The sequence below is a fragment of the Micromonospora sp. C28ISP2-4 genome (genome assembly GCF_030519385.1).
GTDB classification, from domain to species: Bacteria; Actinomycetota; Actinomycetes; order Mycobacteriales; family Micromonosporaceae; genus Micromonospora; species Micromonospora tulbaghiae.
The window spans coordinates 205,365-217,082 of the sequence record NZ_JAUMKG010000004.1; the positions used below are offsets into that span (position 1 = coordinate 205,365).

The window sequence follows — 11,718 nt, forward strand, 5'->3', positions numbered from 1 at the left end:
CCAGCCTGCCGGAACCAGCGGACAGGTACTGTCCGCAACACGAGGCGGATCAGGTTCGGCGGCCGGCCGTCCGGCCCTTGAGGCGGCGGCCCATCTCCCGCGCGATCTCCCGCTTGGCGTCCCGCTCGGCGAGCGCCTGGCGCTTGTCGTACGACCGGCGGCCCCGGGCCAGGCCCAGCTCCACCTTGGCCCAGCCGTCGGCGAAGTACATCGACAGCGGCACCAGCGTGACGCCGCCGTCGCGCAGCTTCTCCAGGATCCGGGCGATCTCCACCCGGTGCAGCAGCAGCTTGCGGGTGCGCCGGGGCGCGTGGTTGGTCCAGGTGCCGAAGCCGTACTCGGCGATGTGCAGGCCGTACAGCATGATCTCGCCGTCGCGCTCCTGGGCGAACGCGTCGACAAGCGACACCCGCCCCTCACGCAGCGACTTGACCTCGGTGCCGGCCAGCACGATGCCCGCCTCGTACGTCTTGAGGATGTCGTAGTCGTGCCGCGCCTTCTTGTTCGAGGCGATCAGCTTGCGCCCGTTCTCCCTGGCCACGCGAGCAGGGTACCCGCCGGCGGCGGCTGCGAGCCGGTCGCCGGTCGCGTCGCGGCCACCCAGCCGGTGGTGATGAGCAGCAGCGCGGCGCAGTAGGTGACCATCACCAGCAGGCCCCGCCCGGGCAGGTCCACGCCGGCCGCGCCGACGCCGATGAGCAGGTCGGAGACGAGGAAGAACGCCCCACCCGCAGCGACCCGCGCGGACACCCCGGTCGCGGCGGCGGCCATCAGGCACAGCGCCAGGCTGTAGCCGAGCACCGGCAGCCGCAGCGGCCCGAGCATGCCCCACAGCAGCGCGTTCGCGCCGGCCCAGGCGAGCAGGTAACCGGCCCACGCCACGACCCGGGCGCGTCGGTGCCGGACGAAGGCGGTGATGAACGCGATCTGGGTGACCAGGAAGAAGCCCATGCCGGCCAGGAACGCGGTGTCTCCGGGCAGGAGCAGGGCGACGTCGCCCGCGGTGGCGGCGACCAGGCCGACCGCCACCGCGTCGATCCGGCGCCGCTGCGTCCAGAGGTACGCCAGCAGCACCGGCGCGAGTAGCGGCTTGGCCAGCCACTGGAGCACAGTCGAGTCGAGCGCGACCCCGACGAGTTCGACGGCGGCGACCAGCCCGAACAGGGGCAGCAGCCGCCTCATCGGGCCGGCTGCCAGCCGGGACGGCCGAACAGGTAACCCAGCCGGTGCCGCCAGCAGGAGGCCCGGCGTACGTCGGACCAGATCGCGGCGAACTCGTGGGTGGCCACCCGCAGCGGGTTGTAGGTGCCGATGTTCTTCGTGAGCCCGTAGCGCGCGGTGGCCCGCTCCGGCTCGAACGTGCCGAACAGCCGGTCCCAGATGATCAGGATGCCGCCGTAGTTGCGGTCCAGGTACTCGGTGTTCGAGCCGTGGTGCACCCGGTGGTGCGACGGCGTGTTGAAGATCCACTCGATCGGCCGGGGCAGCACCCTGATCCGCTCCGTGTGCAGGAAGAACTGGTAGAGCAGGCTGACCGACTGCTGGAGGAAGATCATCCACGGCGGGATGCCGAGCAGCGCCAGCGCCAGCCAGAACGGCAGCGAGGTCATCGGCGTCCAGCTCTGCCGCAACGCGGTCGAGAAGTTGTAGTAGACGCTGGAGTGGTGCACGACGTGGCTGGCCCAGAGCACGCGTACCTCGTGGTGCGAGCGGTGGAACCAGTAGTAGGCCAGGTCGTCGGCGAAGAACAGGATCACCCAGGTCCACCAGTCGCCGGGGGACAGGTGCACCGGCGCCACGGTCCACAGCGCCGCGAACAGGCCGACCGTGAGCAGCTTCCACGGGAAGCCGATGATCTGGCTGCCCAGCCCCATGGACAGGCTGGTGGTGGTGTCGCGCAGCTCGTAGCCGCGTTCGTCGTCGTCGGGCAGGAAGCGGTAGGAGACCGCCTCGACGACGATCAGGAGCAGGAACGCCGGGACGGCGTACAGCACGGCGGGGATCATGCGCGCGCTTCCCTTCCGGTGGTGGGGGTGGTGGGGGTGGTGACCGGCGCGGTCAGCAGCGCCCGGGCGTGCCGGGCCGCCGCCGCGCCCTGACCGGAGGCCACCGACGCGGCGAGCCGGCGGTGCCCGGCCACGTCGAGCAGTTCGGCCGCGCGGGCGTCAGGGGGGACGTCGCCGACCGCGAACGTGCCGGCCACCAGGCTGTTGAACGCGAGCTGGTAGGCGGTGTTGCCGCTGCCGCGCACGACCAGTCGCCAGATGGCGATGTTGGCCTCGTTCATCAGGTCCAGGTCGGGGGCCAGGTCGCCGTACTCCTCGGCGGCCCGGACCAGGGCGGCGACGACCGCCGCGTCCGCGCGCTCGGCGCAGAGCCGGGCCGCGTCGATCCCGACGCAGGCCCGCATCTCCAGCATGTCGCGCACCAGCGTCTCGACCGGGAGTACGTCACCGGAGCGCGCCAGGGACAGCGCCAGGTCGAGCCCGGCGTGGACCCGCCAGTCCAGCACCCGGGTGGCGCCGCCCTGGCTGACCCGGACCAGGCCGAGCTGTTGCAGGCGGCGCAGCGCCTCCCGGACCGCGTGCCGGTTGACGGCGAACGCCGCGGCCAGCTCCCGCTCGCCGGGCAGCGTCTCGCCCGGCGCGTAGCGACCGGACACGATCGCGTCACGAAGCCGGCCGAAGACGTGGTCGGAGACCGAGACACGAGGCGCGGGATCGAAGGTCATGCGCAGCAGTGTGGCCCCGGACACATCAACTCGTCAACTGGTTGTACCAGTGGTTCTCGGGGGCGGCCGGTGCGTGCCGTCTCGATCACCCCTCGTATCCTTTCCGCCGTAGGCCCGCCAGAGGGAAGGGAGTCGGTGTGAGCGACGGGGTCGAGACGTTGGAGTTCCAGGCCGAGGCCCGTCAGCTGTTGCAGCTGATGGTGCACTCGATCTACTCGAACAAGGACGTCTTCCTGCGCGAACTGATCTCGAACGCGTCCGACGCGCTGGACAAGCTGCGGCTGGAGTCGCTCGTCGACAAGGAACTGTCGGCCGACACCTCCGACCTGCACATCGAGATCGAGGTCGACAAGGACGCCCGTACGCTCACCGTGCGGGACAACGGCATCGGCATGTCCCGCGACGAGGTGGTCGGCCTGATCGGCACCATCGCCAAGTCCGGCACCGCCGAACTGCTCCGCAAGCTGCGCGAGTCCGCCGACGCCGCCGCGTCCCAGGAGCTGATCGGCCAGTTCGGCGTCGGTTTCTACGCCACGTTCATGGTCGCCGACAGGGTGACGCTGCTGACCCGCCGCGCCGGGCAGTCCGGCGGCACCCGCTGGGAGTCCGCGGGCGAGGGCACGTACTCGATCGAGGAGGTCGCCGACGCACCGCAGGGCACCTCGGTCACGCTGCACCTCAAGCCGGTCGACACCGAGGACAACCTGCACGACTACACCGCCGAGTGGACGATCCGGGAGATCGTCAAGCGCTACTCCGACTTCATCTCGTGGCCGATCCGGATGACTCTCGACAAGCCCGGTGAGGACGGCGCCACCACGCGCGAGGAGCAGACGCTCAACTCGATGAAGGCGCTCTGGGCGCGCTCGCGGGACGAGGTCGACGAGGCCGAGTACAAGGAGTTCTACCGGCACGTCGCGCACGACTGGGCCGACCCGCTCGAAACCATCCACATGCGCGGCGAGGGCACGTTCGAGTACGAGGCGCTGCTGTTCGTGCCGTCACACGCCCCGCTCGACCTGTTCTCCCCGCAGGGCCGCCGGGGTGTGCAGCTCTACGTCAAGCGCGTGTTCATCATGGACGACTGCGACGCGCTGATGCCCAACTACCTGCGCTTCGTCAAGGGCGTGGTGGACGCGCACGACCTGTCGCTGAACATCTCCCGGGAGATCCTCCAGCAGGACCGGCAGATCCGCGCGGTGCGCCGCCGACTGGTCAAGAAGGTGCTCGCCACGCTCAAGGACATGTCCGCCGAGTCGTACCGCACGTTCTGGACCGAGTTCGGCGCGGTCGTCAAGGAGGGTCTGCTGGAGGACCCGGACAACACCGAGACGCTGCTGGAACTGGTCCGCGCCGCCAGCACCCACGACCCGGCCGAGCCGACCACCCTGCGCGCGTACGTGGAGCGGATGAAGGACGGCCAGACCGAGATCTACTACGCCACCGGCGAGAACCGGGCCACCATCGAGAACTCACCGCACCTGGAGGCGTTCCGCGCCAAGGGCTACGAGGTGCTGATCCTCACCGACCCGGTGGACGAGGTGTGGGTCGAGCGCGTCGGCGCGTACGACGGCAAGACGCTGCGCTCGGTCGCCAAGGGACAGGTGGACCTGGAGACCGAGGAGGAGAAGGAGAAGGCCGAGGCGGAGCGCCAGGAGTACGCCGACCTGCTCACGTTCCTGGGCGGAGCGCTCGCCGACAGCGTCAAGGAGGTGCGCCTGTCCACCCGGCTGACCACGTCGCCGGCCTGCGTGGTGGGCGACGCGCACGACATGACGCCGACGCTGGAGAAGATGTACCGGGCGATGGGCCAGGAGGTGCCGCGGGTCAAGCGGATCCTGGAGCTGAACCCGGCCCACCCGCTGGTCACCGGGCTGCGCAAGGCGCACGGGGAGGGCGGCGACACCGCCGCGCTGACCGAGACCGCCGAGCTGCTCTACGGCATGGCGTTGCTGGCCGAGGGCGGCGAGCTGGCCGACCCGGCCCGGTTCACCCGCATCCTCGCCGACCGCCTCGCCCGCGCCCTCTAGATGTAAGGAAGGGCCCCTTCTTAACGCCCAGGCGTTAAGAAGGGGCCCTTCCTTACACTCCGGGGTAGAGCGCGGCCACTCCGCCGGACAGGCCGGCCTGGACCCGGCGGGCGACGTCGTCGGCGAGGATCTCGTAGCTGTCGGACTCGATGCCGTCGGCCGCGAGCCGGGCCACGTCGGCCGGGTGGGCCTTCGGTCCGGGTACGGCGGCGGCCATCTCGGTGTCCATGTAGCCCACGTGCAGGCCCGCGACGCGGACGCCCCGGCCGGCCAGCTCCAGGCGCAGGGCGTTCGTCATCGACCACTCGGCGGCCTTCGCCGCGCCGTACGCGCCGACGCCGGGGAACGTGAACCAGGACAGCGCCGACAGCACGTTCAGGATCGTGCCGCCGCCGTTCGCCGCGATCCGGGGTGCGAACGCGCGCACCACCGACAGCGTGCCGAGGTAGTGCGTCTCCAGCTCCAGCCGGATCTTCTCGAGGTCGCCGTCGAGCAGGTCGGTGCCGGTGCTCACGCCGGCGTTGTTGGCCAGCAGCGTCACGTCACCGGCCCGCTCCGCGGCGGCGGCCACCGAAGCGGGGTCGGTGATGTCGAGGCGTACCGGGGTGACGCCGGGCAGGTCCACGGTGTCCGGGTCGCGGGCGCCGGCCCAGACGGTGGCGCCGCGCGCGACGAGTTCGGCGGCCAGGTGCCGGCCGAAGCCGCGGTTGGCGCCGGTGACCAGGGCGGTGCTTCCAGCGATCTTCATGTCTCGCTCCGAGGTGTGGGGAAGAGGTCAGGCGGACAGCAGGCCCGGACCGGGCAGGACGGCCAGCTCGCCGGGCGGTACGTCGTGCCCGGCGTCGCAGCGCAGCTGGGCGTGCACGGCCGCGCCGCACTCGTCGTGGGCCAGCCGGACCGCCGGGCCCGCCTCGTCGGCGGCGTACGCGTCGCCCCACTGCCGTAGCGCGACCAGCACCGGGATGAGGTCGCTTCCCTTTGCCGTGAGCACGTACTCGTCGCGGGTGCGCTGCCCGGGCTCGCGGTAGGGACGCCGGTCGAGCAGCCCGTCGGCGACGAGCTGCTTGAGGCGTGCGGCGGCCACCGGCTCGCTGACGCCGACCCGCCGGGCGAAGTCGTCGAAGCGGCGGGTGCCGAACGACGCCTCCCGTAACAGGAGCAACGTGGTGCGGTTGCCGACCACCTCCAGCGCCCGGGCGATCGAGCAGTTGGCGGTGGACCAGGAGTCACGCTGGGCGAGGAGGTCCGTCATGGCGTCGACGGTACCCTCTGGCTTAGGGTTACAGAAGTCAGCTACCTCACAGCTGGCCGGGGAAGAATCCGTGCCGGGCCAGCGGCTCGACGATCTGGTGCTCCTCGTACGACAGGTGCGACAGCAGCGTGTCCGTGAGCAGGTCCACCGCCTCCTGGAGTCCGGTGAAGTCGCCGGGCCGGCGGACCAGCTCGACGAGCGCCCGGTCCACGCTCTCCACCACCCCGTGGATCACCACGTGCTCCTCCTCCAGGCGGTCCAGCACCGCTGCCAGCCCGGCCTCGGAGCGGCGCAGGTGCGGGAAGATCGAGGCGTCCTCCAGCCCGTGGTGCTGGGTGACCATGGTGCAGTAGGCCGCGCAGTACGCCCCGAGCGTCCAGTTGTTCTGCCGCATGGTCATCTCGTTCAGTGCGGCCCGCGCCCGACCCGGCGTGACCGAGCCCTGCTTGACCTGTTCCAGCAGGTCGCGCACCTGGGCCAGCTCCTGGCGCAGGTGATCGTGCACGTCCACCAGGTGCTGCCCGGCGGCCTGTCCCCGGGCCGGGTAGACGTGTCCGGCCGGTGGCGGCGGGGCGCTCGGGCGGGTGGACTCGTCCCAGGGGCGGCGCGCGCTCAGGCGTACCCCCGGGTCGGGGGTGGGGGTGACGCCGAGCGTGCTCGGGCCGGCGGCGGTCTGCTCGTCGGGGGCCGCGCGGTCGTCGCCACCGCCGGGCGCGGTGCGCTCGGCGGCGACCAGCTCCCGCACGGCGGGCGCGACCTCCTGGCCGAAGATCTGGATCGCGCGCGGTTCGTCGCTGCCGAGGATGAACGTGGTGATGCCGTGCTCCAGCGTGAGCCCGGCCAGTTCCTCCACCCACTGCTCCGGCGGCCCGGCCAGGAAGCCGGCCGACGAGCGGGCGAACGTGCCGGTCACGTTGAGCATACGGCGGATCGCGGCCGGGTCGCGCCCGGCCGCCTCCGCGCCCTCGTCGACCAGCTTGTTCAGGGCGGGCAGCTCGTCGGGGCCCTTCGGCAGGTAGGACAGGGACGGCAGCCAGCCGTCCGCGGCGCGGCCCACCAGGCGCAGCATCCGCGGCTTGTAGGCGCCGACCCAGATGCCGACCTGGTGCGCGGGCGCCGGACCGCGCTTGGCGCCCACCACGCGGTAATGCTCGCCGTCCACGCGGATCATGCCGCGCCGGTCGGTGTCCCAGACCTCGCGGATCACCCGGATCGCCTCGTCGAGGGCGTCGACGGCGGCGCCGGGGGACAGGCGCCGCCCGCCGGTCGCCTCGATCGCGTCCCAGAACGCGCCCGCGCCGAGTCCCAGCTCGACCCGGCCGCCGGTGAGCAGGTCCAGGCTGGCGATGCTGCGGGCCAGCACCACCGGCTGGCGCAGCGGCAGGTTGAGCACGTTGCCGGCCAGGCGGATGCGCTCGGTGGCGGCGCCCACGTAGGACATGAGCGTCCACGTGTCCAGGAAGCCCGGCTGGTACGGGTGGTCCTGGAACGTGACCAGGTCCAGCCCCACCTGCTCGCAGAGCCGGGCGAGCGCCACCACCTGGTCGGGCTGCCCGGCGGCGGGGGTGAGGAACCCGCCGAAGGTCAGCTCGTGTCCGTGATCGGTCATCCGTCCCGCCCTCCCGTGATCTTGCCTGGCCCTGCCACCGTAGCGCCGTCACCGGTAGCCCGGCCGGGTGAAGAGCGTCACAAGAAGTGGACGATCGTCGCAAAACGCTCCTAGCGTCGGTTTCGTTCGCAGACGCGGACACCGCGTGCCGGAAACGCCAAATCCCGCCGCCGGCCCCGGTAACCGAACCTCGCGCGGGAGCGGGGGAACCACACGTTCCACGGTGCATCGTCACCTCGGGGTGAAGCCGCCACCGGCGGCCGGGCTCCTCGGCCCGAACCCGACAGCTCACCTCGTCGGCGTGGAGGAATCCACATGGCAACTGAATACTCAGCCCGAAGCCGCCGTACCGCGCTCGGAGCGGTGGTGGCCGGCGCCGCCGTCGGCGCCGCGGCCCTGTTCGGCCCGGCTGCTCCGGCCAGCGCGGGCGTCAACTGGGACGCGGTCGCGCGCTGCGAATCCGGCGGCAACTGGAAGATCAACACTGGTAACGGCTACTACGGCGGGCTCCAGTTCTCCCGCGCCACCTGGAACGGCTACGGCGGCAAGAAGTACGCCGCCCGCGCCGACCTGGCCAGCCGGTCCGAGCAGATCGCCGTCGCGGAGAAGGTGCTGCGCGGGCAGGGCATCGGCGCGTGGCCGGTCTGCGGCAGGAAGGGCGGCTCGGCGAGCTCCGGGTCGGCCGCGGCCGGCGAGCGGGCCACCACGAAGGCCGTCCCGCGCAAGGCCGCCCCGAAGCGGGCGGCCACGCGTAAGGCCGCGCCGCAGCGGCCCGCGACGAAGGCGGCGCCACAACCCGCGACCGGCGCCGGGACGTACGTGGTCCGGCGCGGGGACACGCTGTCGGAGATCGCCGTGGCGCAGCACGTCGACGGCGGCTGGCGTGCCCTGCACGAGCGCAACCGCGCAGTGGTCGGTGACGACCCCGGCCTGATCTTCCCCGGTCAGCGGCTGCGCCTGCGCTGAGTGGCCCTCGAACGCCCGGCCGGCCCGTCCGGCCGGGCGTTCGCTCCGTCCGCGACACGCCGCGTCGCCGGTGTCCGGCCTGCTCGCGGTGCCGGGGCGCGGCCCGCGACAGCGGGTGACCGCGATTCGTCGGAGCCGGTTGCTAGGGTCACGGTGCTCGGCTAAGACGTGAAGAAGGCGCGGAAATGACCAACGACCCGTTCTCGGCGGCCGCGAGCCTCGACGAGCTGCTGACCCGCACGCAGCAGGCGCTCACCGCGATGCGCTCCCGGGCCTCGGCGCACGCCGACGGCGAGCCGGGCGACCTGCTCCGGGCCGAGGGCACTGCCGCCGGCGGGCGGGTCCGCGCGGTCGCCGTCCAGGGTGGCCGGCTGGATTCCGTGACGGTCGACCCGGAGCTGGCCGGTGAGCCCCTCGACGTCCTCTGCGGGCATCTCGTCGCCGCCGCCAACGCCGCGCTGTCCGAGCTGGACGACCGGGTCAGCGCGTCGGCGCGGGCCGACGCCGACGCGCTCGCCGCCCGGCTCGGCAGCATGGGCGATCAGGCCGAGCTGTTCGGCCGCGCGATGCACGAGGCGGCCGCGCGGATCCACCGCGACCGCGGCACCCCGTCCCGGGCCGGGCGCCCGGCCTGACCCGACCGCACGCGCCCCGGCGCGACGCGGCGCCGCCCCGCACGCGGCGCCGACCACGCGCGACGCGGCGCCGACCACGCGCGACGCGGCGCCGACCACGCGCGACGCGGCGCCGGCCTGACACGAGGAGGCGGCCGGCCGCCGGGAGGACGACGACCGGCCGCGCCACGCCACGGTCAGCTCACTGTGACCGCGGTGTCGTCGACGACGAAGGACGTCTGCAACGAGCTGTCCTCCACGCCGCTGAACGAGATGGTCGCCGTGGTGCCCGCGAGTGACGAGATGTCGAAGGACCGCTGCACGTAGCCGGTGGCCTTGTTCAGGTTGGAGTAGGTGGCCAGCGTGGTGCTGCCCGCCTTGACGGTGAGCTTGTCGTACGCGGTGCTGGTGGTCGACTCCGCGCTGTCGACGTGCAGCCAGAAGCTCAGCGTCGCCCGGCATCCGGCCGGGATCGTCACCGACTGGCTGAGCGTGTCGGTGTGCGACGAGCCGTACCCGTCCAGCCACGCCTTGTACGAGCCGCCGTGCGCGGCCTGGCCGCTGTCCGTGGTGATGACGCCGGACGAGGCGCTCCAGCTCACGTTGCCCGACTCGAAGCCCGGGTTGGCGAGCTTGTTGCCGGAGCAGCCGCCCGACGGCGGGGTGGTCGTGGTGCTCGGCGTGGGCGTCGGGGTGCCGCCGGCGCAGGTCGGCTCACCGGACTGGGCCGGCACGCTGACGGCGGTCCACGCCGCCTTCACCGCGTTGAACTCGGCGCAGCTGCTCGGGTAGAGGTTCTTCGCCGCCTGCAACGTCCACACGCGGTACTTCAGGTAGGACGAGGACGACGTCTTCAGCAGCATCGCGTTGTACATGATCTTCATGGCCTTCTGGATGCCGAGGCCGGTCACGCTGCTGCCGTTGCAGGTCGAGCTGGACGGCTGCCCGTTGGTCGGGCTGCTGCCGTTGGCCAGCAGGTAGAACCAGTGGTTGCCCGGGCCGGCCGCGGCGTGCACCTCGGTCGACGGGATGCTGCTGGAGTAGCAGTTCGGGTCGCCGAGCGCTGACGGGTTGTACATGTTGCGGATCGGGCCGGAGCCGACCAGGTTGATCTTCTCGCCGACCAGGAAGTCCGGCGCGTCGTAGCTGGACGGCTCGTTGGCGAACCACTCGGTGGCCGCGCCGAACGTGTCCGCCACGAACTCCTGCGTGCCGCCGCCGGAGATGCCGCCGGGGGTGTTGTCGTCGATGCCGTGGCCGATCTCGTGCGCCACCACGTCCAGCGAGCTGATCCACTGACCGGCGGTGTTCTTGCCGATCTGCACCTGGCTGCCGTCGTAGTAGGCGTTCTGGTCGTTGAGGCCCACCCGGATCGGCCAGTAGCCGCCGTTGCCGTTGGCGCCGTTGCGGCCCAGCCACTGGGAGAGCATCTTGTGCTCGGTCTGCGCGGAGAACAACGCGTCCACGCAGCCGGTCTCCTTGTTGGTGGCGGTGCCGTTGCCCCACACGTCGTCGGAGCCGCTGAACGTGGTGTTGTTCGCCGCGTCCTGGCAGCTCAGGTTCGTGACCGTCGGGTCCTTCATGGTGTACGTGGAGCCCGACTGGGTGGTGTTGAGCGTGAGCGGGCTGGGTCCGTTCCAGGCACCGGTGCCGGTGCCGCGCACCACGTGCTCCTGCTTGCGCAGGACCGCGCCGGTGCGGGCGTCGACGTCGACGGTGAGCCGGCTGGGGCCGTCCGCGCCGGTGCCGCGAACAGTGGTCTCCCAGGCCAGCGCCGGTGCGGCGCCGAGCGTGTAGACCACGAGCGTGGTGCCCTCGACCGCGTTCACGGTCTTGAGCTGGGCGCGCGCCGTCTTCGCGGCGGCGCCCCGGGTCAGCGCGGGAGTGGTGGCGAGGGCACCGATGGGCCGCTGCTGGGCGACCGAGGCGTACTTCAGGTTGCCGGCCGCGTCCGTGGCGAGCACGAAGTCGCCGCCGACCACCGGAAGGCCCTTGTAGGTGCGCTCGTAGGGCACGTACTGGGTGCCCTCGGAGGAGATGACCGGCTTCTGGACGAACGCGTCGTCGGAGCCGGCCTGCAGGTAGGCGGGGCGGTTCGCGACCAGCGCGCGGGCCGAGTCGGCGGCGGTCGCCCGGGCCTGCGCCGGGTCGGGGGCGGCGGGTCCGGGTGGCGCGGCCTGCACGGCGGCGGCGGTGCCTGCGGCGAGCAGGCCGGCCGCGGCCGCGCCGGTGAGCGCGGCGAGGCGAGGTGAGAGTTTCACGGGGGTGTGCTCCTGTTCTACAGGCGCGCCGCACGGAGCCCGGTGGGGACGGGCGGCGCGGTGGTGCGAGGCAGGGTGACGGCCGGTCACCGGAGCTGCCGGCGTGGCTCCGGGTCGACAGATCGACCGTCGCGAGTCGCCGGGGGTCGGCGGCTCGCTGGTGCACAATCACACGCCGCCCGAGCCCGGAGCAATGGGTGACCTGGGCAACGACTGGCAGTCGGGCGTGTCGCCGCGCACGTCGATTCAGGCAAC

The 11,718-nt window shown here is 72.3% G+C and carries 11 protein-coding genes and 1 riboswitch; of the genes, 3 read left to right on the top strand and 8 right to left on the bottom strand.

Annotation, left to right across the window (positions count from 1 at the left end; all coding sequences use genetic code 11):
* Positions 1–49 precede the first annotated feature (49 nt).
* From smpB to Q3W68_RS17115, 4 genes are read right to left on the bottom strand one after another with little or no spacing between them, the layout of a single operon-like run.
* Entirely contained in the window at positions 50–541 is a 492-nt protein-coding gene (gene smpB / locus Q3W68_RS17100; RefSeq protein ID WP_302906378.1) for an SsrA-binding protein SmpB, read from the bottom strand.
* Complete coding sequence (locus tag Q3W68_RS17105) at positions 514–1,182, bottom strand: lysoplasmalogenase (RefSeq protein ID WP_302906379.1); 669 nt, start codon at positions 1,180–1,182, stop codon at positions 514–516. Before Q3W68_RS17105 ends, smpB begins: the two co-directional genes overlap by 28 nt.
* Entirely contained in the window at positions 1,179–2,006 is an 828-nt protein-coding gene (locus tag Q3W68_RS17110; RefSeq protein WP_368045744.1) for a sterol desaturase family protein, read from the bottom strand. Before Q3W68_RS17110 ends, Q3W68_RS17105 begins: the two co-directional genes overlap by 4 nt.
* Positions 2,003–2,731, bottom strand: a complete 729-nt coding sequence (locus Q3W68_RS17115) for a FadR/GntR family transcriptional regulator (RefSeq protein ID WP_302906381.1) — start codon at positions 2,729–2,731, stop codon at positions 2,003–2,005. Before Q3W68_RS17115 ends, Q3W68_RS17110 begins: the two co-directional genes overlap by 4 nt.
* Positions 2,732–2,868: 137 nt before the next feature.
* Between Q3W68_RS17115 and htpG the strand changes: the two genes are divergently transcribed.
* Positions 2,869–4,761 (top strand): molecular chaperone HtpG, encoded by a 1,893-nt coding sequence (gene htpG, locus Q3W68_RS17120; RefSeq protein WP_302906382.1) that lies wholly within the window; start codon positions 2,869–2,871, stop codon positions 4,759–4,761.
* 52 nt (positions 4,762–4,813) lie between these two features.
* Here the strand turns inward: htpG and Q3W68_RS17125 are convergent, their stop codons facing one another.
* Genes Q3W68_RS17125 through Q3W68_RS17135 form a run of 3 tightly spaced genes read right to left on the bottom strand, consistent with a single transcriptional unit; the run spans position 4,814 to position 7,622 of the window.
* The gene (locus tag Q3W68_RS17125; RefSeq protein WP_302906383.1) at positions 4,814–5,509 is read right to left on the bottom strand and encodes an SDR family oxidoreductase; all 696 of its coding nucleotides are present in this window, start codon (positions 5,507–5,509) and stop codon (positions 4,814–4,816) included.
* A gap of 27 nt (positions 5,510–5,536) precedes the next feature.
* Positions 5,537–6,013 carry a helix-turn-helix domain-containing protein gene (locus tag Q3W68_RS17130; RefSeq protein ID WP_302906384.1) on the bottom strand — a complete coding sequence of 159 codons (477 nt, stop codon included), beginning with the start codon at positions 6,011–6,013 and terminating at the stop codon, positions 5,537–5,539.
* Positions 6,014–6,059: 46 nt separating this feature from the next.
* On the bottom strand, positions 6,060–7,622 hold the full coding sequence (locus tag Q3W68_RS17135; protein ID WP_302906385.1) for an LLM class flavin-dependent oxidoreductase: 1,563 nt from the start codon (positions 7,620–7,622) through the stop codon (positions 6,060–6,062).
* Between the two features lie 171 nt (positions 7,623–7,793).
* Positions 7,794–7,939, top strand: a riboswitch (cyclic di-AMP (ydaO/yuaA leader).
* Here Q3W68_RS17135 and Q3W68_RS17140 point away from each other — a divergent pair.
* Both Q3W68_RS17140 and Q3W68_RS17145 read left to right on the top strand, forming a co-directional pair.
* Positions 7,938–8,588 (top strand): transglycosylase family protein, encoded by a 651-nt coding sequence (locus Q3W68_RS17140; protein ID WP_302906386.1) that lies wholly within the window; start codon positions 7,938–7,940, stop codon positions 8,586–8,588. Its footprint overlaps the riboswitch before it by 2 nt.
* 185 nt (positions 8,589–8,773) lie before the next feature.
* On the top strand, positions 8,774–9,223 hold the full coding sequence (locus tag Q3W68_RS17145) for a YbaB/EbfC family nucleoid-associated protein (protein ID WP_302906387.1): 450 nt from the start codon (positions 8,774–8,776) through the stop codon (positions 9,221–9,223).
* 176 nt (positions 9,224–9,399) lie between these two features.
* Here Q3W68_RS17145 and Q3W68_RS17150 read toward each other — a convergent pair whose 3' ends face one another.
* Positions 9,400–11,463 (bottom strand): M4 family metallopeptidase, encoded by a 2,064-nt coding sequence (locus Q3W68_RS17150; RefSeq protein WP_302906388.1) that lies wholly within the window; start codon positions 11,461–11,463, stop codon positions 9,400–9,402.
* Between the last annotated feature and the right edge of the window lie 255 nt (positions 11,464–11,718).